General features: G+C 45.2%; 20 protein-coding genes. 6 read left to right on the top strand and 14 right to left on the bottom strand.

Annotated features, from left to right (window positions below; all coding sequences use genetic code 11):
* Positions 1-5: 5 nt before the first annotated feature.
* Positions 6-524 carry a nucleoside-triphosphatase gene (locus EYS05_RS07690; RefSeq protein ID WP_225877019.1) on the top strand — a complete coding sequence of 173 codons (519 nt, stop codon included), beginning with the start codon at positions 6-8 and terminating at the stop codon, positions 522-524.
* Positions 525-608: 84 nt separating this feature from the next.
* Here the strand turns inward: EYS05_RS07690 and EYS05_RS18175 are convergent, their stop codons facing one another.
* The 10 genes from EYS05_RS18175 to EYS05_RS07640 form a co-directional block, all read right to left on the bottom strand.
* A complete protein-coding gene (locus EYS05_RS18175; RefSeq protein ID WP_138276937.1) occupies positions 609-1,823 on the bottom strand; it encodes a TatD family hydrolase in 1,215 nt (404 codons plus the stop codon).
* 491 nt (positions 1,824-2,314) lie between these two features.
* The gene (locus tag EYS05_RS07680) at positions 2,315-2,803 is read right to left on the bottom strand and encodes a MogA/MoaB family molybdenum cofactor biosynthesis protein (protein ID WP_118626305.1); all 489 of its coding nucleotides are present in this window, start codon (positions 2,801-2,803) and stop codon (positions 2,315-2,317) included.
* A gap of 3 nt (positions 2,804-2,806) precedes the next feature.
* The gene (gene moaA / locus EYS05_RS07675; RefSeq protein WP_138276936.1) at positions 2,807-3,796 is read right to left on the bottom strand and encodes a GTP 3',8-cyclase MoaA; all 990 of its coding nucleotides are present in this window, start codon (positions 3,794-3,796) and stop codon (positions 2,807-2,809) included.
* Positions 3,796-4,275, bottom strand: a complete 480-nt coding sequence (gene moaC, locus EYS05_RS07670; RefSeq protein WP_118626309.1) for a cyclic pyranopterin monophosphate synthase MoaC — start codon at positions 4,273-4,275, stop codon at positions 3,796-3,798. Before moaC ends, moaA begins: the two co-directional genes overlap by 1 nt.
* 12 nt (positions 4,276-4,287) lie before the next feature.
* Positions 4,288-6,255: a methionine--tRNA ligase gene (gene metG, locus EYS05_RS07665; RefSeq protein WP_118515235.1), complete on the bottom strand. Its 1,968-nt coding sequence runs from the start codon at positions 6,253-6,255 to the stop codon at positions 4,288-4,290.
* A 418-nt stretch (positions 6,256-6,673) separates the two neighbouring features.
* Positions 6,674-6,883 (bottom strand): hypothetical protein, encoded by a 210-nt coding sequence (locus EYS05_RS07660; RefSeq protein WP_138276935.1) that lies wholly within the window; start codon positions 6,881-6,883, stop codon positions 6,674-6,676.
* Positions 6,856-7,359 (bottom strand): threonine/serine exporter family protein, encoded by a 504-nt coding sequence (locus tag EYS05_RS07655; RefSeq protein WP_015526384.1) that lies wholly within the window; start codon positions 7,357-7,359, stop codon positions 6,856-6,858. Before EYS05_RS07655 ends, EYS05_RS07660 begins: the two co-directional genes overlap by 28 nt.
* An 89-nt stretch (positions 7,360-7,448) precedes the next feature.
* Positions 7,449-8,204 carry a threonine/serine exporter family protein gene (locus EYS05_RS07650; RefSeq protein WP_021653091.1) on the bottom strand — a complete coding sequence of 252 codons (756 nt, stop codon included), beginning with the start codon at positions 8,202-8,204 and terminating at the stop codon, positions 7,449-7,451.
* 252 nt (positions 8,205-8,456) lie between these two features.
* Positions 8,457-8,882: a flavodoxin gene (locus EYS05_RS07645; protein WP_118515241.1), complete on the bottom strand. Its 426-nt coding sequence runs from the start codon at positions 8,880-8,882 to the stop codon at positions 8,457-8,459.
* Between the two features lie 30 nt (positions 8,883-8,912).
* On the bottom strand, positions 8,913-9,506 hold the full coding sequence (locus EYS05_RS07640) for a DUF3793 family protein (protein WP_158293319.1): 594 nt from the start codon (positions 9,504-9,506) through the stop codon (positions 8,913-8,915).
* A 382-nt stretch (positions 9,507-9,888) separates the two neighbouring features.
* Between EYS05_RS07640 and EYS05_RS07635 the strand changes: the two genes are divergently transcribed.
* The 4 genes from EYS05_RS07635 (at position 9,889) to EYS05_RS07620 (ending at position 11,949) form a co-directional block, all read left to right on the top strand.
* Positions 9,889-10,293, top strand: coding sequence for a Fur family transcriptional regulator (locus tag EYS05_RS07635; protein WP_015526389.1), 405 nt, complete (start codon positions 9,889-9,891; stop codon positions 10,291-10,293).
* A 107-nt stretch (positions 10,294-10,400) separates the two neighbouring features.
* A complete protein-coding gene (locus tag EYS05_RS07630) occupies positions 10,401-10,946 on the top strand; it encodes an NADH peroxidase (RefSeq protein WP_015526390.1) in 546 nt (181 codons plus the stop codon).
* Positions 10,947-11,219: 273 nt separating this feature from the next.
* The gene (locus tag EYS05_RS17650) at positions 11,220-11,780 is read left to right on the top strand and encodes a hypothetical protein (protein WP_118515247.1); all 561 of its coding nucleotides are present in this window, start codon (positions 11,220-11,222) and stop codon (positions 11,778-11,780) included.
* Positions 11,761-11,949, top strand: coding sequence for a hypothetical protein (locus tag EYS05_RS07620; RefSeq protein WP_118062206.1), 189 nt, complete (start codon positions 11,761-11,763; stop codon positions 11,947-11,949). The genes EYS05_RS17650 and EYS05_RS07620 overlap by 20 nt, the downstream gene beginning before the upstream one ends.
* A gap of 52 nt (positions 11,950-12,001) precedes the next feature.
* Here the strand turns inward: EYS05_RS07620 and EYS05_RS07615 are convergent, their stop codons facing one another.
* Together EYS05_RS07615 and EYS05_RS07610 are read right to left on the bottom strand one after the other, a co-directional pair.
* The gene (locus EYS05_RS07615; protein WP_138276933.1) at positions 12,002-12,661 is read right to left on the bottom strand and encodes a hypothetical protein; all 660 of its coding nucleotides are present in this window, start codon (positions 12,659-12,661) and stop codon (positions 12,002-12,004) included.
* Between the two features lie 73 nt (positions 12,662-12,734).
* Positions 12,735-13,298, bottom strand: coding sequence for an HD domain-containing protein (locus tag EYS05_RS07610; RefSeq protein ID WP_138276932.1), 564 nt, complete (start codon positions 13,296-13,298; stop codon positions 12,735-12,737).
* A 287-nt stretch (positions 13,299-13,585) separates the two neighbouring features.
* On the opposite strand from EYS05_RS07610, the gene EYS05_RS07605 reads away from it, so the two are divergent.
* Positions 13,586-14,080, top strand: a complete 495-nt coding sequence (locus EYS05_RS07605) for an HD domain-containing protein (RefSeq protein WP_138276931.1) — start codon at positions 13,586-13,588, stop codon at positions 14,078-14,080.
* A 99-nt stretch (positions 14,081-14,179) separates the two neighbouring features.
* Here EYS05_RS07605 and EYS05_RS07600 read toward each other — a convergent pair whose 3' ends face one another.
* Complete coding sequence (locus EYS05_RS07600) at positions 14,180-16,642, bottom strand: glycogen/starch/alpha-glucan phosphorylase (protein ID WP_138276930.1); 2,463 nt, start codon at positions 16,640-16,642, stop codon at positions 14,180-14,182.
* A complete protein-coding gene (gene ileS / locus EYS05_RS07595) occupies positions 16,642-19,806 on the bottom strand; it encodes an isoleucine--tRNA ligase (RefSeq protein WP_138277700.1) in 3,165 nt (1,054 codons plus the stop codon). The genes EYS05_RS07600 and ileS overlap by 1 nt, the downstream gene beginning before the upstream one ends.
* Positions 19,807-20,209 lie beyond the last annotated feature (403 nt).

The raw sequence follows: 20,209 nt of genomic DNA, 5'->3' as shown, positions 1-20,209 counted from the left end.
TTACTATGACTCAACATATATTTTTAACTGGTAAAAAACACATTGGAAAATCTACATTGATCCAAAAGATATTAGATGATTATAAGAAAACCTCTGATGGATTCCTGACTGTCCGCACAAAAAACTATCTGAAGGATCAGTATTCAGTTCATATGTACCATCTAAAAGAGAAGGAGCTCCCAAACGAATCTAATCTTTTGTTTTTATGCGGAAAAACAGATGAACACACTGCCGATACCTTTGATCGCCTTGGATGCAATATTCTTTCCATGTGTTCTGACTGCTCTTTAATTGTTATGGATGAGCTTGGTCCACATGAAGCAGACGCAGCTTTATTTCGGAGAAAAATCCTAAACCTTTTGGATGGGCAGACTCCCATTTTAGGGGTATTGCAAGAACCTGCAGAATCTTTCTGGCCTGAAATCGTAAATCACCCAAAGGTAGAAATCATTATAATTTCTGAAGACAATCGAAATGATTGCTCTTTACTTAATCACATTCAATATAAAATCTCATCTCCTTAATAATTACTCCCGGGGCTATGCGCTCGGAACTAACCAAAGGGTCAAGTAGCTTTTGAGAAATCTCTTTGTGTATTTTCAATATTTTTATTCTAAAATCACCCCAAACACCTTCAACGCATTACTCTCCGTCACAGCCACAACCTCCTCGCAGCTGATCCCCTTAATCTCCGCAATCGTCTTCACAACCTCCGGCAGATACAGGGAGCTGTTCCTCTTCCCACGGTTCGGCACAGGTGCCATGTACGGGCAGTCGGTTTCCAGCAGAATCTGATTCAGCGGTGCATACTCTGCCACTTCCTTCAGCTTCCGGGAATTCTTAAAAGTAACCACTCCGCCGATTCCGAGATAAAGTCCCATATTCAGATACTCTCTCGCAATTTCTTTGCTATAGGAAAAGCAATGGATAACTCCACCATACATCCCGTCCTTCATATATTCTTTCACGATATTCAACGTATCCTCCGCAGCGTCACGGCTATGAATGATAAACGGAAGCTGTTTCTCACGGGCAATGTCCATCTGCTGGCGGAATACCTTCTGCTGGAGAAGATGCTCCTCCTTCTCCTTATGCCAGTAATAATCCAAACCGATCTCACCTACAGCCACAGTCTTTTCCATGTCGCAATATCTGCGGATCTCATCCAGAACTGCTGCATCCACCTTATCCGCATCATCCGGATGAACACCCACTGCGCCATAAATAAAAGGATACTTCTCCACCAAATCATAAACCCGGTCAAAATGTCCCACAGAAGCACACACATCCACAATATGCCCGATCCCGTTCTCCTGCATACTATCCAGCATGTCAGAACGATCCTCATCAAAAGCCTCATCATCGTAATGTGCATGGGTATCAAAAATCATAGCTTTATCCACAGTCATCTCGTCACCGACGGAAACTTTTCCACCTTTCAGCACTCTTGTAAACACACCTTCTCGGGGCATGATACATTCACCCATCTTCTGAAAAATGGCACAGCCATTGTGGCACTCCTTTCCGATCTGAGTCAGCTCCAGCACAACCTCACCACAGCGAAATCTGGTGCCAACCGGAAGCTTTGCAAAATCAATCCCTTCCACAACCAGGTTCTCACCAAAAGCACCATCCTCGACCTCTGCGCCCTTCGCACGAAACGCATCGATCTTTTCACCGGAAAGAAGACTCACCTGCCGATGCCACTTTCCGGCATGAGCATCCCCCTCAAGCCCCCAGTCCTCCACAAAAACCGCAGACCCAACATTCTTCTTCTGTGTTCCTTTCTTCTCACTGATACAAACCGCAAGTACTTTTCCCATAATAATAACTCCTATTAATTACACATCATTACCAAATTTATTTCTCTCTATCTCTCACACCATTTAACCATCATCACCAGCAGAGCTCAACACCCGTAAAAAAACAGGCCGCGTAGCGTGTCATCGAACTGGCCCTGCCTCCGTTGAGCGTCCGTTCGTTAGTATATCCGCCCACACCTCTCTCATTTCTCTCCGTGTCCGCTAAAACCTACTATCCTCAAACACCAGGCCCGCGCAGCCACACTTCTCTCTATGTCCGGTAGAACCTAACATCCCCAAACGTCAGACCCGCGCAGCCGGGGCCGTCCTGCAGACGTCAGCGAAGTGCCCGTCGAGAGGCGAGGATAGCTGCTGCCACCAAGCGCCCTGTTTGAGCCGCAGGCGAGTTGGCGCGACTGGCAGCAAACCGGCGCCGCAGCCGAACAGGGCACGAAGCGTGTCTGCAGGACGGCCCCGGCTGCGCGGACCGTCCGTTCGTTAACACCCCCGTTCTACCGACCACACTCCCCCACATCTCCAGTCAAAATCTCAATCCCATGCCCCAACGCCTCAATAATAACCTCCAGGCATTCCCTGACAGCCTTAGGACTCCCCGGCAGATTAACGATCAACGTCCCCTTCCGGATCCCAGCCGTAGCCCGGCTCAGCATCGCCCGCTTCGTGATCGTCATACTAAACGCCCTCATCGCCTCCGGAATCCCCGGCACACGCCGCTCGATCACATCCTCCGTAGCCTCCGGTGTCACATCCCTCTGAGAAAACCCGGTACCACCCGTAGTCAAAATCAGCTCCGCAAGCCCCAGATCTGCGATCTCAGCCATCCGGCTTCCAAGCATCCCACGGTCATCCGGCAAAACATCCACAGAAACAACCTCATACCCGGCCGCCTCCATAATTTCCTTCACAGCAGGACCACTAAGATCCTCACGCTCCCCTCTGTAACCCTTATCACTAGAAGTGATCACAGCAACTCTCTTCATCACTCAACCTCCGATCTGTGCCATACAAAGCTTCTCCGTCTTATCATCCTTCTGTTTCTCCAGACTTCCGCCAAAAGCATGCCCGTCCGGTTTCTCCGCCAGAGCCTCCAGGATCACAGCCTTCAGCACCTCATCCGAACCACCACCGCGGATCACCTCCCGAAGATCCCTTCCCGCCGCATACTGCAGACAGGTCTTCAAAAAGCCCTGTGAAGTCAGCCGTATCCGGTTACACTCCCCACAGAACTTATGACTCACCGCGCTGATAAACCCGATCTTTCCGGAAAACCCATCCACATCATAATAATGACACGGTCCATTCCCAAGGGGCTCCCCAACATACGGCGAAAACCGCGGAAGCTTTTCCCTAAGGATCCGAAGCAATTCCTCCTCCGACACCCCATGAAATTCTTTTCCCATCCCAATGGGCATCATCTCAATAAACCGCACATGCACCTTATAATCCCTGGCCAGAAACGCCACCCTGCAAAGATCCTGCTCCGGAATTCCCAGTGGCACGCAGTTGATCTTCAGCGAAATCTCCGGATACTTCAATACCTCTGAGATCCCTTCAAGCGTCCGATCCAATTCATCACGCCGGGTAATTCTCCTGCTGCAGACCTCATCCAGCGTATCCAGGCTGATATTCAATCCGTCCAGCCCCGCCCGGGCAAAATCACTCATCTGATCTTTCAGAAGCACACCATTTGTAGTCAGAGTCACCTTCTCGATCCCCGGCATATTTTTCAGTTTTTCCACCAGCTGAGGCATCCGCGGCCGCACAAGCGGTTCCCCGCCGGTCAGCTTGATCTTCCGGATACCCAGCTCTGCCATCACCCGGCAGATCCTCAAAATTTCCTCTTCCTGCAAAATGAGGGAGCGCTCCACATGCTGCACTCCCTCCTCCGGCATACAATAAATACACCGCAAATTACATCTGTCAGTTACGGAAATCCTGAGATAATCAATATTTCTTCCGCACCTGTCTATCATTATTTTTCCTCAAAACGGAAATCTCCGCTTTTGCCTCCTGTTTTTTCTTCCAGATGGATATCAGACATGACCATGTGCTTGTCAATTGCCTTGCACATATCATAAATAGTCAGAAGCGTCACCTGAACACCTGTCAGGGCCTCCATCTCCACGCCTGTTTTTCCCTCTGTTTTTACCGTGCAGAATACACGGATCACTCCCGCATCCTCATCGATCTCAAAATCCACGGAACATTTCTGGATGGGAAGTGGATGGCACATGGGAATCAGCTCAGAAGTACGCTTCACACCCATGATACCTGCCACACGGGCCACACCAAGTACATCACCTTTTTTCACATTTCCGCTTTTTACCGCGGCCATGATCTCCGGGCTTACCTGAATGGAACCCGTGGCTATTGCTGTACGGTGAGTGACCGGTTTGTCGGACACATCCACCATAACAGCATTTCCATTTTTATCAAAATGATTCAATTCCATATCTGTCTATACTTAGCAGATCTCAGCGCCTGCAGGCATCTCTTTCTCCGGTACCATCAGGGAAAGATTTCCGTCTGCATCCTCTGCACAGAGGATCATACCCTCGCTGAGGATTCCGGCAAGCTTGGCAGGTTTCAGGTTTGTAACGACCATAACCTTTTTGCCCACCATTTCCTCTGCTGAGTAATGAGCTTTGATTCCGGATACGATCTGACGAACCTGACTTCCGATCTTAACCTGAGAGCAGAGAAGTTTTCTGGATTTTTTAACCTCCTCACAGGCGATGATCTCACCAACCTGGAACTGCAGCTTCTCAAAATCATCGAAAGTAATCTCCGGCTTTGCCTCGATATCGATCACGTTCTCTGTTTTCTCCTCTTCTACCTCTTCCTTCGGCTCTTCTTTCTTCGGATGAAGCTTCTCAACCTTCTCAAGAACCTCTTTCAGATCAAGTCTCGCAAAAAGGATCTCCGGTTTGTCGGTTACGCGGTTTCCTGAAGGATAAAGACCAAACTGCTCCATCTCCTCAAGAGTTCTCTCGTTTGCGTTGAGCTGTACAAGAATACGCTCTGTTGTACGCGGCATAAAGGATTTCAGAAGAGATGCGCCGATGCAGATACCCTCAACCAGGTTGTAGAGAACTGTTGCAAGACGATCCTGCTTTGTCTCATCCTTTGCAAGTGCCCATGGCATTGTCTCGTCGATATATTTGTTGCAGCGTTTGAACAGAGAGAATACCTCTGTGATAGCATCTGCAACACGAAGCTTGTCCATTTTTGCGGAAACGTTCTTCGGAACCTGAAGGATGAAGTTCTTAAGATCCTCATCAACCGGCTCAGTAACATTCTTATTCTCAACGACTCCGTTAAAATATTTGTTGGACATGGAAATTGTACGGTTTACAAGATTTCCAAGTGTGTTTGCAAGGTCGGAATTCAGTCTCTCAACCATCAGCTCCCATGTGATCACACCGTCATTCTCAAATGGCATCTCATGGAGTACGAAATAACGGACAGCATCTACACCGAAGAACTCAACAAGCTCATCTGCATAGATTACATTTCCTTTTGATTTACTCATTTTTCCATCACCCTGAAGCAGCCATGGATGTCCGAATACCTGTTTCGGAAGCGGAAGATCCAGAGACATCAGGAAAATCGGCCAGTAAATGGTATGGAAACGGATGATATCTTTTCCGATCAGATGAAGATCTGCCGGCCAGTATTTGTTGAATGTATCGCTGCTGTTTCCGTCACAGTCATAACCAATACCTGTGATATAGTTTGTCAGAGCATCCAGCCATACATATACAACGTGCTTCGGATCAAAATCTACCGGGATTCCCCATTTAAAGGATGTTCTGGATACACAGAGATCCTGAAGTCCCGGAAGAAGGAAGTTGTTCATCATCTCATTTTTACGAGACTCCGGCTGGATGAAATCCGGATGTGTGTTGATGTAGTCAATAAGCTTGTCTGCATACTTACTCATTTTGAAGAAATATGCCTCTTCCTTAGCAGGTACGCATGGGCGTCCGCAGTCCGGACATTTACCGTCTACAAGCTGGGACTCTGTAAAGAAGGACTCACATGGTGTACAGTACATTCCTTCGTAATGACCCTTGTAGATATCTCCCTTTGCATACATTTTTTTGAAGATTTTTTTGACCTGCTCTTCATGGTCTTTATCTGTTGTACGGATGAATTTATCATAGGATGTATTCATCAGATCCCAGATACGTTTGATCTCGCCGGAAACGTTATCTACGAATTCCTTCGGTGTAACACCAGCCTCTTCAGCCTTCAGCTCGATCTTCTGGCCATGCTCGTCAGTACCTGTCTGAAAATATACGTCATAGCCCTGCTGTCTTTTAAAACGTGCGATCGCATCCGCAAGAACAACCTCATAGGTATTTCCGATATGCGGTTTACCGGATGTGTACGCAATGGCAGTGCTGATATAATATCTCTGCTTTTCCATCTTTTCTTTCCTCCATAAATATAAAAATAAATTGTGTACTTACTCATAACGGACTGAAAATATATTCCGTCAGAACAGGAAAATTCCTGTCCGGGGACATTGGAAGATTACCAAGTAATTCTCAGCGACATAAAAAAACGCCTTCTCATACCATAACGATATGAGAAGACGAGTTATTACCCGTGTTACCACTTCTTTTCGTTCCTGCCTCGCGGCAAAAACCTCATCAGGTACAGCAAGCTCTATACCCTTCCGCTATAACAGGCGGTCCTGTCACTACCTGCCGGTGTCCGTTAAATCGGACATTCACACTTCGCTTATCGCGTTTAAACCGGTTCAGCAATGCCTCTCCGAAGCCATCTTCCATCTGCGCCTGCACATCCCTCTCAGTCTCAGAACTCCTGCATAAAGTGAACCTTTACCATTCACCCTGCTGCAGATCTATGACCTCAACTACATCACAGCCTGCATCTAAAAAGTCCTCCGGGGATTTCCCTGTAGTACGGTGTACACATGTACTCTCTTCTTCCATGAGTTTTCCATATGGGAAAATCGTAACACATTTCCGATGGTTTGTAAACGGGGAATTTCGATACTGTATTACATTCTCCTCTGCCTGTACATCCACCGCCACGCCATCCGGAACGCAATGGTTGTCAGCGTCATTCCTGCTGCCATGCTCACCGCAAAAAGGATCGTATAGATTCCGTCTTTCTGGAATTTTGCCCAGTCCTTCATCAACATCCAGTTCATTGTCCGGTAAAGTGCTGCTCCCGGAATCAACGGAATTGTCGCAGAAACCAGAAATACAGTTACCGGCGTTTTATGAATTCTTGCCATACATTCTGCATACAAAGTAATAGCTACTGTTGACCAGAAACCGCACACATACGGACTTGGCGTTATGAACTCTACTGCCAGATATACAGCCCAGGACAGACATCCACCCAATGCCGCAAACCAGAGTTTTTTTCCATGGATATTAAATAATGCCGCAAAGCCGAGGGATCCTGTGAAGGATACGACCAGCTGTATGATTTCCCGCATGTTTTCCTCCTGAATAAAATCATAACTACTCTCAAATACTCCCATCATCTGCTGCATTTCGCTACTCCGCAATTGATGCAGTATCTAAACTCCTCATTCACTGCTTATTGCTTTTCGCAACCTTCAAGAGAACTTCCCTGATTCGGTTAAAACAACAGATTCGCCACCGTAAAACCAAGGCCCACGACCAATGCCAGCAAAAGTGCCTCCATACATCGGATCAAACCTGTAATGGTATCTCCTGAAAACATATCGCGCAATGAATTGGTAAATGCAATTCCCGGTATCAGAAGCATGATATTTCCGATGCTGATCAGATCCGCATGATGTCCAAGCCCGATCAGAACTGTAAGATTGGAAAGTACTCCGCCGGCCCCGCAGCAAAGAAGCACTGTCAGCAGCGAGTTTAATGCGCCCTTTTTTACAAAAGCCTCAAACAGCTTCAGGGCGATACCAATCAGCGCAGAAGCGATCATATCGTTGACATCTCCTCCGAAAAACACGGAAAAAGAACCTGAAATTACAGCATAGATCAAAATCTGCGTTTTAAAAGAATATCCTTGTTTATCCCGGATCTTTTCCAGCCCCTTCTGGATCTCCTCCGGCTTCGGCCGATACTCACAGATGTATCTGGAAAGCTGGTTCAGGTCATCCAGCCGTCCCAGATCATTGGACATTCCCGGCACACGCCGCGTCTGGGTGCAAATACCGAAATCCTCTCCATAAATAGTCGTCACAATACTGGATGTGATAGAAAAAACATCTGCCCGGGTGGCTCCATATGCCAGGCAGATCCGCCGTATGGTATCTTCCACACGTCCAACCTCTGCTCCGCAGCAAAGAAGCTGTTCACCAATTGTCATCGCATAATATAAATACTGTTCCGCTTCCTCCCGCGTCATCCGGCATCCCTCACTTTCCTGCTTTATTTCATTTTTATCTATTTTAGGACACGTAAATATTAAAATCAACAAGGATTTTTTGTCTTAATATTCATTTCTTCTATATTTCCTCAAAGTAATAAGCAGATATTTTTGTTCAAAATAAAACACCACCCGGACAAAAAAGATGTCTATCTCTTCTGTCCGGATGGTGTTGGTGTTTGAAAATCCAATGCTCTGCTCAGTTTTTATTTATCTGAAATCTAACAAATCTTATGCGAGTTTTCCGCCAAGTTCACGGCAAGCTGCAAGTCCTTCATCATCAGGAGTGTTGTTTACAATGAGACCCTCATCCTCAACAAGCTCTGCGCCTGCGTCTTTTGCTCTGCCGCACCATGTTCTCATCCACTCTCCGTCGCCCCAGTCATAGGAACCGAAAAGTGCAACTTTTTTACCGGAAAGTTTACCTTCCAGATCAGAAAAGAACGGTTCAAACTCACCCTCCTCAAGCTCCTCATCCCCCATAGCCGGACAACCAAGAGCCAGAACATCAAAAGAAAGCGCTTTATCCACATCCGCATCAGCCACTTCCATAATCTCAACATCCGCACCGGCAGCCTTGGCACCTTCCTCAACAGCCTGCGCCATAGCCTCTGTGTTACCTGTAGAAGACCAGTAAATAATTCCTACCTTGCTCATCTCAAAAACCTCCTGTTTTTAAACTTTATATTATACGCACATCTGAGATGTACAGAGATGCCTCATACCAACAACCTGCAAAATCGAATACCCCGCACGGATCTGCGCCGCAGTAAACTCCCGGCACTTATCATAGCTGTCAAAAATCCTGCGAGCCTGCTCCACATTATCATAAACCTTCCAATAACCACACATCTTACAGCCACTGCCTCCGAATTTCCGGAAACCCTTCACGTCTTCAATGGGATAACCCAGGAAAAGTCCGATTTCATGAGGAAACTCCGTCTTATGAAAAAATCTCTCCTTCAAACGAGCGATCATCTCATCCAGAGAACCATCTATATTATACCCATCCTGGAGCAAAAGTTTCCTGGCTTCATCCTGCTTAAGATATTCCTGAAGCATATCCGGCCGGTACACCAGAAGAAGATAATGCTTCCTGCATCCACAGATGATCTCCATACGGATACCTTCCCGTTTAAGACTCTCCTCATAATCCGAAATGATCTCCGGCAGTTCCGGCATTTTTTCCTTGGAAAAGGAAACAAGATTCGCCGGTTTCATTCCCATTAATACAGGGGAACAATGATAACCCATGACAGATTCAAATTTTTCACAAGTCATTTGCATTCTCCTTTACACGTTAGTTAGATTTATCTAACTGTTGTAAATATACTACCATAGTTAGTCTGTGTCAACTTATTTTTTAAAAATTTTCAACACAAATCTTTATTGATAAAATCTCATCATTAAGGACACAATATTCCTTATAACAAACACTCTGTCAGACATCTGACTGCCAGTTCTCACCATTTAACCGAATCAGGTAAGTCCCCTGCATGGTTGCAAATATCCACTACACCTGCAGCGTAAAAATACTTATTTACATCCAGCTCATAAAATGAAAATATTTCAGGATAATCAGATCAAAACCTCTTGACAAACCTCCCTCTGTCATGTATTATAATATCAGTAATAATTACTATTACCGAAAGGAGAGGACATTATGGCAGCACTTAAATACAGCCGTCAGCGAGAATCCATCAAGGAATTTCTGAGATCCAGAACAGATCATCCAACGGCAGATACAGTATACGAGAATCTTCGACAGATCTACCCGAACATCAGCCTCGGAACTGTCTACCGTAATCTTTCTCTTCTCAGTGACATCGGTGAGATCCGGAAGCTGACCAATTTCGGAAGCGCGGATCGCTACGATGGAAGGGTCGCACCACACTCACATTTCATGTGTACCAGATGCAACCGGGTGATCGATATGCAGTCAGACAGCCTTAACGGAATTCTTGAACAGGCAGCTGCAGAATTTATCCACGGAAAAGTCTTTGACGTAGACGCAAGCTTCTATGGGATCTGCAAGGAATGCCTGAAAAAAGAAGAAAAACAAGCTTGACAAAATAAAGATCATATGATACTATAAAATAGTAATAATTACTATTATTAATTCAAAAGAAACAAAAATAAACAATATATTTCAAAAAAGAAAAGGAGATCATTACTATGGCTAAATGGGTATGTACAGTATGTGGATATGTTTATGAAGGCGAGCAGGCACCGGAAGCCTGTCCAGTATGTAAAGCACCAGCTTCTAAATTCCAGAAACAGGAAGGCGAGCTCTCATGGGCAGCTGAGCATGTTGTAGGCGTTGCTAAAGGCGTCAGCGAGGACATCCTTGCAGATCTGAGAGCTAACTTCGAGGGCGAGTGCTCTGAGGTTGGTATGTATCTTGCAATGGCTAGAGTTGCTCACAGAGAAGGATATCCGGAAGTTGGTATGTACTATGAGAAAGCAGCTTACGAGGAAGCAGAGCATGCAGCTAAATTCGCAGAGCTCCTTGGTGAGGTTGTAACAGACAGCACAGAGAAGAACCTTCAGATGCGTGTAGAGGCTGAGAACGGCGCTACAGCAGGTAAATTCGACCTTGCAAAACGTGCGAAAGCAGCTGACCTTGACGCAATCCATGACACAGTACATGAGATGGCTAAGGATGAGGCAAGACACGGAAAAGCATTCGCTGGTCTGCTTAAGAGATATTTCGGCAAATAATAAAGCCGCATAAAATAAGGATCTTTACGAGAGGGAATCATTCAAAATGGTTCCCTCTTTTTTGATGAATATGTGCAAATTAGTGTGCAACTTTGCAAGTGATCTTAACTAATATGTCATAAATTGTCGAAATATTTTAATTGAAAAATCGTGTCCAAAATAGTATACTTATATAAACAAATTCTTAAGTATTACAAGTTCTTCGCAATTTCCAACGTATGGAAATTTCTTTATTTATTTCACATCACTACATTTCTTTATTGGGAGGATTCCATGATCTTATTAGAACAAGGCTGTATTAACATATGGATAGATGAAATTGTTCCTTGTTTAAAGAACACTAAAACTGGAGAAATTAAAGAAACGGTTGTTTTTAAAATCCAAAGTCGTGCATACCTGAAGGAATTTCAGAAATCTAATGGCTGGCACATTAATTGGAATGAACTCCCCAGAAATGTTGATGTTTACGCTCTTGCACTAAAAGAAGATAATTCTATTCAAGGGCTCATAGGCATAAAAAATGATAAAGATTCCAATGCAGCTTATATCCATTGGGCCTGTACTGCTCCACATAACAATAAACATGAATACGATAAGCAGAAATATGTTGGTGTAGGCGGACATCTTTTTGCTATAGCTGCAGATAAATCTATGGAATGGGGATATGAAGGTGCTGTTCATGGATTTGCTGCTAATGAAGAACTGTTACAACATTATATAAATGTATTCCATGCAGAATATTTGGGAATGCTTCATCAATATCAGTTTTTCATTGATGAAGAACAGGCAAAGAATCTATTGGAGGTGTATCATTATGAATGGAACGAAACCTAAATTTTTAAAAAAATCAGCCCTCAATCCAGAATACTTTAAAAAACCTAACCCCTACATGAATGCCCCATCCTGCCATGTAAATTTACTCGAATTATCAAGATATGCAAAAAAACATAGAAAAAAACTTATCGATCTTACACAGGATGAAATTAAAAAGTTTTCAATTTAGCAGGAAATCACCAAAAAAGGAACCGGTCTCCCGGTTCCTTTTTTCGTCATCTCTACATACTATATCCATCCAGATATACCGATGATACATAATTTTTGCTGGTATTCTTATACAGTATCTGCAGATAATGTGATCCATCCATAGTGACTGTACTTCCGTTTTTGATCTTTCTCTGTCTTCCGGTTCCGTGTTCACTGTAATATATTGCAACTATCTTGTAGCCCTTCTTTGCAGTGATACATACTTTTGCCTTTCTGGGATAACCTTTTGTAACCGGGACCATGGTCTTTTTATCAAAGGATTTTTTATAATCTTTTCTTCCGAATTTGCACACATTTAATGGGTTTGTATAATTATGTACCGTAACTTTAGATTTGAAAGAATATGTTTTTCCATTCTTTCTTCTTACTTTGAAGGATACAATAGAAGTTCCTGCTTTTTTTGCCTTCAGCGTAATGGTATAATCACCCAGAAACGGCATTTTTCTTACTGACACCACACTGGTATTACTGGATTTCAGTCCCAGAACTTTGTCGGATCTGACGGAGTTTATGATTCCATATCCGATTTCCTCACCTTTCATAAGAGCAACAGACTTAGTAAATTTGAGCGTACCCGCCGCCTGTGCTGTGACCGGTGCTACTGCAAGATCTGTCACGATAAATGTAAGTGCCAGAAATAACACCAATAATCTCTTTACTGCTTTTTTCATTACTTTTTCCCCCTTTTATAAGCATTTTGGACTTATTCTATACATATTAGTATACAGGAGTTTTTCATCTTCATCAATGTTTTTTCTGAATTTTCTGTACACTATCTTCCCGAACCTTTGCGCGAAGCTCCGTCAGATATTCTGAGAATTTCACCTGTTCATTTCCGTAAGTCATCTGCAGATCATACTCCAGCGGAATCCAGGTTTTAATATCAGATTCATTGTGCTGGATCAGAGCTTCCAGCTTGTCCAGAGCTTTATAGATCCTGGCCTCCAGAGTCTGCTGCTCTTCCATTTCCTGATAGAGTTCTGACATTTCTTTATTGAACGGCTCCGGCAGAGTCTTCACCCATTCTCCCAGCACATCGGCTTCTTTCTCCGAATCCTTATCCGTTTTTTCAAAGGCCGGGATATCACCGGTAAAAGCTTCTCCCAGATCATGGATCAGGCACATTTTCATAATTTTCAGAAGATCTGCCTCAGGAAACTCATCACTGACAAAATATGCCATCAACGTGATCCTCCAGGAATGCTCTGCAACGCTCTCCCGCCTGCCACCGGAAGTATAACTATGACGCACTGCATCCTTTAACCACTCTGCAACGGAAAGTACTTCGATCAGTTTTTCTGGTTTCATATATATTACGCTCCTCTTCTTTTTATTATGTCAACCATCTAAATCAGCTATTTTCAGCCTATCTTATATAGCTGTCCATAAAACCGTTATAGCATTTTCACTTTACTATACCATAATTTCCCAAAGAACAGACCCCCAAAAACATTCTCCTTACTTCTGCGCGCTGACATTTCCCATCCCAAATAAATTTGTCCAAGCTAATTTCTAAAAAAACTATAAACCATATTGCATTTTTCTCCATAATCGTCATAATGAAATTATAAACAAAAGAAAGAAGGTGATTGCCGATGGATATCACGGTGTCGGATGAGGTCTCACAGGAATATCATGCGCTTGTGAAGAACATCCTCTGTAACAGAGAGTTCCTGAAGCTGAGCCTGTACACCCACCACCAGTGGACCACACGGCTCATGCACAGTATCAATGTTTCTTACCTCTCCTGGTTCATTGCCAGGAAGCTGGGATGTGACGAGAAAGCCGCCGCAAGGGCAGGGCTTCTCCACGACTTCTGTCCCTATGACTTCAGGGCGGAGACTCCGACCGGTGAGCATCAGGCGTTTTATCACCCGAAGGCTGCCGCAGACAACAGTGCCACACACTTTGATGTCACAGACAGAGAGCTGGATGCGATACTCTCACATATGTTCCCTCTGGGACCTCTTCCACGCAACAAAGAAGCCTGGATCATCAGCTTTGCCGATAAAGCCTGCGCCATCGCGGAAGGCTGCCATATCGCCATTGCACTGGCCAGGCGGAACCGGATCGTCATCAATCCGGCATAATTTCCACACAAAAAACAGGGCTGTCGCCAATTCTGACGAGCCCTGTTTTTGTGTGGAAATTTATTTTATGGTAATACTTTGCAGATTACTTTATATATCTTAGTTCTCTTTCACAACAACCTTATCCAGGTGCCAGATATCATCTACATACTCCTGGATAGTTCTGTCGGATGTGAACTTACCGCTGCATGCTGTGTTCAGAAGTGCCATCTTAGCCCAGCGTTTCTCATCTTTGTATGCTTCCTCAACATGTTTCTGTGCTTCTGCATAGGAACGGAAGTCGCCAAGGATAAAGTACTGGTCAGGTCTCGGCATGTTGCGTTTGTCGAGAAGTGAATTGTAGATGTCACGGAACATCTCTGTATCGCTGGAGAAGGTTCCGTTGATCAGCTGCATCAGTACCTGACGGATCTCCGGATCTGTGTTGTAGATGAAGTCCGGATCGTAACCGCCGTTATTCTCATAGTTGATAATCTGGTCAGAGCTCATACCGAAGATAAATGCGTTCTCCTCGCCAACCTCCTGTACGATCTCGACGTTGGCACCATCCATGGTTCCAAGTGTCGGAGCACCGTTCAGCATGAATTTCATGTTACCTGTACCGGAAGCCTCTTTACTTGCTGTGGAGATCTGCTCGGAAACATCTGCTGCCGCAAAAATGATCTCGGCGTTGGATACACGGTAGTTCTCGATGAATACAACCTTCAGCTTACCGTTGATGGAAGCATCATTGTTTACAACATCTGCCACACAGTTGATCAGCTTGATGATCTTCTTTGCACGTGCATAAGCTGCGGAAGCTTTTGCACCAAAGATAAATGTTCTCGGATAGAAATCCATCTCCGGATGTGCCTTGATCTGGTTGTACAGATAGATCACATGCAGGATGTTGAGGAGCTGACGTTTGTACTCATGAAGTCTCTTAACCTGGATATCGAAGATGGAGTGCGGATCAACCTCAACACCATTGTGCTCCAGGATATATTTTGCAAGACGCTCTTTGTTCTTGAACTTGATGGTCATGAACTCCTGAAGAGCCTTCTCATCGTCTGCGTAAACCTTAAGCTTGGAAAGCTGGGAAAGATCTGTGATCCAGTCCGGTCCGATCTTGTCCGTTACCCAGTCAGCCAGAAGCGGGTTTCCATGAGCAAGGAAACGTCTCTGTGTGATACCGTTTGTTTTGTTGTTGAACTTCTCAGGCATCATCTCATAGAAATCCTTCAGCTCCTGATTCTTGAGAATCTCAGTATGAAGGCGTGCAACACCGTTTACAGAGTAGCCTGCAACGATCGCGAGGTGAGCCATCTTAACCTGTCCGTCATAGATGATCGCCATCTTCTTGATCTTCTCGAAGTTTCCAGGATATTTCTGCTGGATCTCAAGAATGAAACGACGGTTGATCTCCTCGATGATCTGGTATACACGCGGAAGCAGTCTGGAGAACAGCTCGATTGGCCATTTCTCAAGTGCCTCGGACATGATAGTGTGGTTAGTGTAAGCACAGCATTTTGTTGTGATATCCCATGCCTGATCCCAGCCAAGACCTTCCTCATCAATGAGGATACGCATCAGCTCTGCTACTGCAACAGTCGGATGAGTATCGTTCATCTGGAATACAACCTTCTCATGAAGTTTTGTGATATCATCATGAGTTTTCTTATATTTGGCAATGGCTGCCTGAAGGCTGGCAGATACGAAGAAGTACTGCTGTTTCAGACGAAGCTCTTTACCTGCCATATGGTTATCATTCGGATAAAGCACCTCTACGATAGTACGTGCAAGGTTCTCCTGCTCTACTGCGTTGTGATAATCACCCTTGTCGAAAGAGTCAAGGTTGAAGTCTACGATCGACTCTGCATCCCAGATACGAAGTGTGTTTACAACATCGTTGTTATAACCTGTGATCGGCATATCGTAAGGAACAGCCTTAACTGCCTGATATCCTTCATGGATGAATTTATTCTCGTTCTTCACCGGATCCCACTCAACGCGTACATATCCGCCGAAATGAACCTCTTTTGCATACTCCGGACGACGGAGTTCGAAAGGATATCCGTTCTTCAGCCAGTTATCCGGTACCTCTACCTGATAACCATCGCGTACTTCCTGCTTGAACATACCGTAACGGTAACGGATTCCGCATCCGTATGCACAGTAATTCAGAGTTGCAAGGGAATCCAGGAAGCACGCTGCCAGTCTTCCGAGTCCACCGTTTCCAAGAGCCGGATCCGGCTCCTGGTCTTCGATGCAGTTAATGTCAAGTCCAAGCTCCTCAAGAGCCTCCTTAACCTCGCCGTATGCGCCAAGGTTGATCAGGTTGTTTCCAAGGGCACGGCCCATAAGGAACTCCATGGACATATAATATACGATCTTCGGGTCCTGTTTTTCATACGCCTTCTGGCTCTTAAGCCAGTTGTCAATGATCACGTCTTTCACAGTGTAGCTTACAGCCTGAAAAATCTGCTCCTGTGTAGCCTCTTCCAGTGTTTTTCGATAAAGGAATTTTACGTTTTCTTTTACGCTTTTTTTGAACTCCTCTTTCTCAAACTGCTTGTCAATCATTAGTTTTCCTCCTGTACTTTGGATACTCCCAGTGTTACAGCCTCTTTGTTGATATTCCATTCTTTGGTGTAACCCTCTGCTTCTCCCAGAACAATGTTTTCTGCCAGTACTTCACGTTTGATCTCATCCTGGTTTGCTTTCATGATATCCATGATCTTATCGTTATCTTTTGCATAGACAATGATCTTGTCCATGACTTCGAAACCAGCCTCTTTACGCATGGTCTGAACCTTGCTGATGATCTCGCGGACAAAGCCCTCCTGGATCAGTTCAGGTGTAAGGTTTGTATCAAGGACAACGGATGTTTCACCGTCTGTCTCTGTCACATAGCCCTCGCTCTGGGCTGTTTCGATCAATAAGTCTTCCTCTGCAAGCTCGACTTTGTTTCCGGCAATGTCAAGAACGAGAACACCATTGTCTCTCAGCTCTTTCATTGCTGCGGTTCCGTCGATCTCGGAGAGTGCGGTACGGATGCCGTTCAGAAGCTTGCCGTATTTCGGTCCTACTGTACGGAGCTGCGGCTTGAAGCTGTAGGAAATGAAGGACTCTACATCATCTGCGAATTTCACTTCTTTTACGTTAAGCTCATCTGCGATGATATCTGTGTAGAATTTATCCATAGCTTTCTCAGCTTTTACATACATGGTTCCGATCGGCTGACGGTTCTTGATGTTTGCGGTATTTCTGCATGCACGTCCGAGAACAACGATCTCAAGAAGCTCTTCCATGTTTGCCTCAAGATCCTTGTCGATCCATGCCTCGTTTACCTCCGGGTAATCGCAGAGATGGATACTCTCCGGAGCGTCTGTGTCAATGCTTCTTACAAGGTTCTGGTAGATATCCTCAGTCATAAACGGGATCATCGGAGCTGCAGCCTTGGCAACCGTTACCAGTGCTGTGTAAAGTGTCATGTAAGCATTGATCTTATCCTGCTCCATGCCCTTAGCCCAGAAACGTTCACGGCTTCTTCTTACATACCAGTTACTCATATCGTCAACAAATTCCTGAAGTGCTCTTGCAGCCTCCGGAATCTTGTAGGAATCAAGATCTGCATCGACAGTCTTCACCATGGTATTCAGCTTGCTGAGCAGCCATTTATCCATAACCGGAAGCTTATCGTAATTTAAAGTATATTTAGTCGCATCAAAATTGTCAATGTTCGCATACAATACGAAGAATGCGTAAGTGTTCCACAGAGTGCTCATGAACTTTCTCTGTCCCTCTACAACTGCCTTGCCGTGGAAACGGTTCGGAAGCCATGGAGCACTGTTGATGTAGAAGTACCAGCGGATAGCATCTGCGCCGTATTTGTTCAGTGCGTCAAACGGATCTACGGCATTTCCTTTGGACTTACTCATCTTCTGTCCGTTCTCATCCTGTACATGTCCCAGAACGATTACATTCTTATACGGAGCCTTATTGAAAAGCAGTGTGGACTCAGCAAGAAGGGAGTAGAACCATCCTCTTGTCTGGTCAACAGCCTCGGAGATGAAGTCTGCCGGGAACTGCTGCTCAAACAGGTCTTTATTCTCAAACGGATAATGATGCTGTGCAAAAGGCATTGCTCCGGAATCAAACCAGCAGTCGATAACCTCCGGTACACGATGCATGGTCTTGCCGCAATCCGGACACTTCATAGTGATGTCGTCAATGTATGGGCGGTGAAGCTCGATGGTCTTCGCACGCTCGTCACCACTCTTCTCATAGAGATCCTGGCGGCTTCCCACGGATTCCATATGTCCGCACTCACACTGCCAGATGTTCAGTGGTGTTCCCCAGTAACGGTTTCTGGAAATACCCCAGTCCTGAACGTTCTCAAGCCAGTCACCGAAACGTCCCTTACCGATGCTCTCCGGAATCCAGTTGATAGTATTATTGTTACGGATCAGATCATCCTTTACTGCTGTCATCTTGATGAACCAGGACTCACGTGCATAGTAGATAAGCGGTGTGTCACATCTCCAGCAGTGCGGATAATCATGCTCGAATTTCGGTGCGTCAAAAAGCTTGCCCTCTTTGTCAAGGTCTGTGAGAACCATAGGGTCCGCTTTCTTTACGAATACACCGGCATATGGTGTCTCTTTGGTCATGTTGCCCTGTCCGTCTACGAACTGTACGAACGGAAGGTCATACTCACGTCCGACACGGCTGTCATCCTCACCAAATGCAGGTGCGATATGAACGATACCGGTACCATCGCTCATGGTAACGTAGTTGTCACAGGTTACGAAATGAGCTTTTTTGCGCTGTTTTGCTGCTGCCTCGCCTGTGCATGCAAAAAGCGGCTCATATTCCTTACGCTCAAGGTCTGTTCCTTTATATTTCTCAAGAATCTCATATGCAGGCTCATCATCCTTTGCAAGCTTGCCGAGAACCTTGTCCAGAAGTGCTTCTGCCATGTAGTAGGTATATCCGTCTGCTGCTTTTACCTTACAATAGATCTCATCCGGGTTTACACAAAGTGCAACGTTGGATGGAAGTGTCCATGGTGTTGTTGTCCATGCCAGGAAGTATGCGTCCTCACCGACAACCTTGAAACGAACGATAGCAGAACGCTCTTTAACAGTCTTGTAGCCCTGGGAAACCTCCTGTGCGGAAAGCGGAGTTCCACAACGCGGGCAGTAAGGAACGATCTTGAAGCCTTTGTAAAGAAGACCTTTGTTCCAGATTTCTTTCAGTGCCCACCACTCAGACTCGATGAAATTGTTGTCGTATGTTACATAAGGATGCTCCATGTCAGCCCAGAAACCAACTGTAGAGGAAAAATCCTCCCACATTCCTTTATATTTCCATACGCTCTCTTTGCACTGCTGGATGAACGGCTCCATTCCGTACTCCTCGATCTGCTCTTTTCCGTCAAGACCAAGCTTCTTCTCAACCTCAAGCTCAACCGGAAGTCCGTGAGTATCCCATCCTGCTTTTCTCGGAACCATGTAGCCCTTCATTGTACGGTATCTCGGGATCATATCCTTGATAACTCGTGTCAGAACATGTCCGATATGTGGCTTACCGTTAGCGGTAGGCGGTCCGTCATAGAATGTGTATGTCTCGCCCTCTTTACGGCTGTCCATACTCTTTTCGAAAATCTTGTTGTCTTTCCAGAATTTCTCAACTTCTTTTTCACGGTCAACAAAATTCAGATTCGTGTCAACTTTACGATACACAATATTTACCTCCTGTGTCTGATTACTGGCTGCTGCCTCATCTGTAAGGCCACAGCGGATTCTTTCCTCACAGATACCTGTTCGTGCCAATGCTTCGGGCACTTATAAAAAAAGACCCCATCCTGTAAAAGGACGAAGTCTGATTCGCTGTACCACCTGTTACATTATACGGGCCTGTGTCCGGATTCCTGCGTCTTATGCTCTGTGTTATGGCGCGGGCCGTTGTTCCATGTCTGTTCATAGCGGACAATTCTTTGTATCTGCCGATATATGTTCCCTGTAACGGAGGAAATCCGTCAGCTCTTACTTGATGATCATCTGTACATCAGATATTCTTCCCGGCTGCTGCCGGACAACTTCGGAACTGAAGCTCAGGAGTGATATTCCGCCATATTTACTCGTC

This window comes from Blautia sp. SC05B48, assembly GCF_005848555.1.
In the GTDB taxonomy this organism is placed as follows: domain Bacteria; phylum Bacillota; class Clostridia; order Lachnospirales; family Lachnospiraceae; genus Blautia_A.
The sequence above is the reverse complement of the archived record's forward strand: the minus strand, read 5'-3'. Positions and strand labels throughout refer to the sequence as shown.

Bases quoted from the DNA above. Each gene is read 5' to 3' on its own strand.
- EYS05_RS07620 (WP_118062206.1), top strand. From the start codon at position 11,761: ATGAATGGAACGAAACCTAAATTTTTAAAAAAATCAGCCCTCAATCCA.
- metG (WP_118515235.1), bottom strand. From the start codon at position 6,255: ATGGAAAAGCAGAGATATTATATCAGCACTGCCATTGCGTACACATCC.
- EYS05_RS07640 (WP_158293319.1), bottom strand. From the start codon at position 9,506: ATGACTTGTGAAAAATTTGAATCTGTCATGGGTTATCATTGTTCCCCT.
- EYS05_RS17650 (WP_118515247.1), top strand. From the start codon at position 11,220: ATGATCTTATTAGAACAAGGCTGTATTAACATATGGATAGATGAAATT.
- EYS05_RS07600 (WP_138276930.1), bottom strand. From the start codon at position 16,642: ATGATTGACAAGCAGTTTGAGAAAGAGGAGTTCAAAAAAAGCGTAAAA.
- EYS05_RS07690 (WP_225877019.1), top strand. From the start codon at position 6: ATGACTCAACATATATTTTTAACTGGTAAAAAACACATTGGAAAATCT.
- EYS05_RS18175 (WP_138276937.1), bottom strand. From the start codon at position 1,823: ATGGGAAAAGTACTTGCGGTTTGTATCAGTGAGAAGAAAGGAACACAG.
- EYS05_RS07610 (WP_138276932.1), bottom strand. From the start codon at position 13,298: ATGAAACCAGAAAAACTGATCGAAGTACTTTCCGTTGCAGAGTGGTTA.
- EYS05_RS07635 (WP_015526389.1), top strand. From the start codon at position 9,889: ATGGCAGCACTTAAATACAGCCGTCAGCGAGAATCCATCAAGGAATTT.
- EYS05_RS07645 (WP_118515241.1), bottom strand. From the start codon at position 8,882: ATGAGCAAGGTAGGAATTATTTACTGGTCTTCTACAGGTAACACAGAG.
- EYS05_RS07605 (WP_138276931.1), top strand. From the start codon at position 13,586: ATGGATATCACGGTGTCGGATGAGGTCTCACAGGAATATCATGCGCTT.
- moaA (WP_138276936.1), bottom strand. From the start codon at position 3,796: ATGATAGACAGGTGCGGAAGAAATATTGATTATCTCAGGATTTCCGTA.
- EYS05_RS07650 (WP_021653091.1), bottom strand. From the start codon at position 8,204: ATGACGCGGGAGGAAGCGGAACAGTATTTATATTATGCGATGACAATT.
- EYS05_RS07630 (WP_015526390.1), top strand. From the start codon at position 10,401: ATGGCTAAATGGGTATGTACAGTATGTGGATATGTTTATGAAGGCGAG.
- EYS05_RS07655 (WP_015526384.1), bottom strand. From the start codon at position 7,359: ATGCAGCAGATGATGGGAGTATTTGAGAGTAGTTATGATTTTATTCAG.
- EYS05_RS07615 (WP_138276933.1), bottom strand. From the start codon at position 12,661: ATGAAAAAAGCAGTAAAGAGATTATTGGTGTTATTTCTGGCACTTACA.
- moaC (WP_118626309.1), bottom strand. From the start codon at position 4,275: ATGGAATTGAATCATTTTGATAAAAATGGAAATGCTGTTATGGTGGAT.
- EYS05_RS07680 (WP_118626305.1), bottom strand. From the start codon at position 2,803: ATGAAGAGAGTTGCTGTGATCACTTCTAGTGATAAGGGTTACAGAGGG.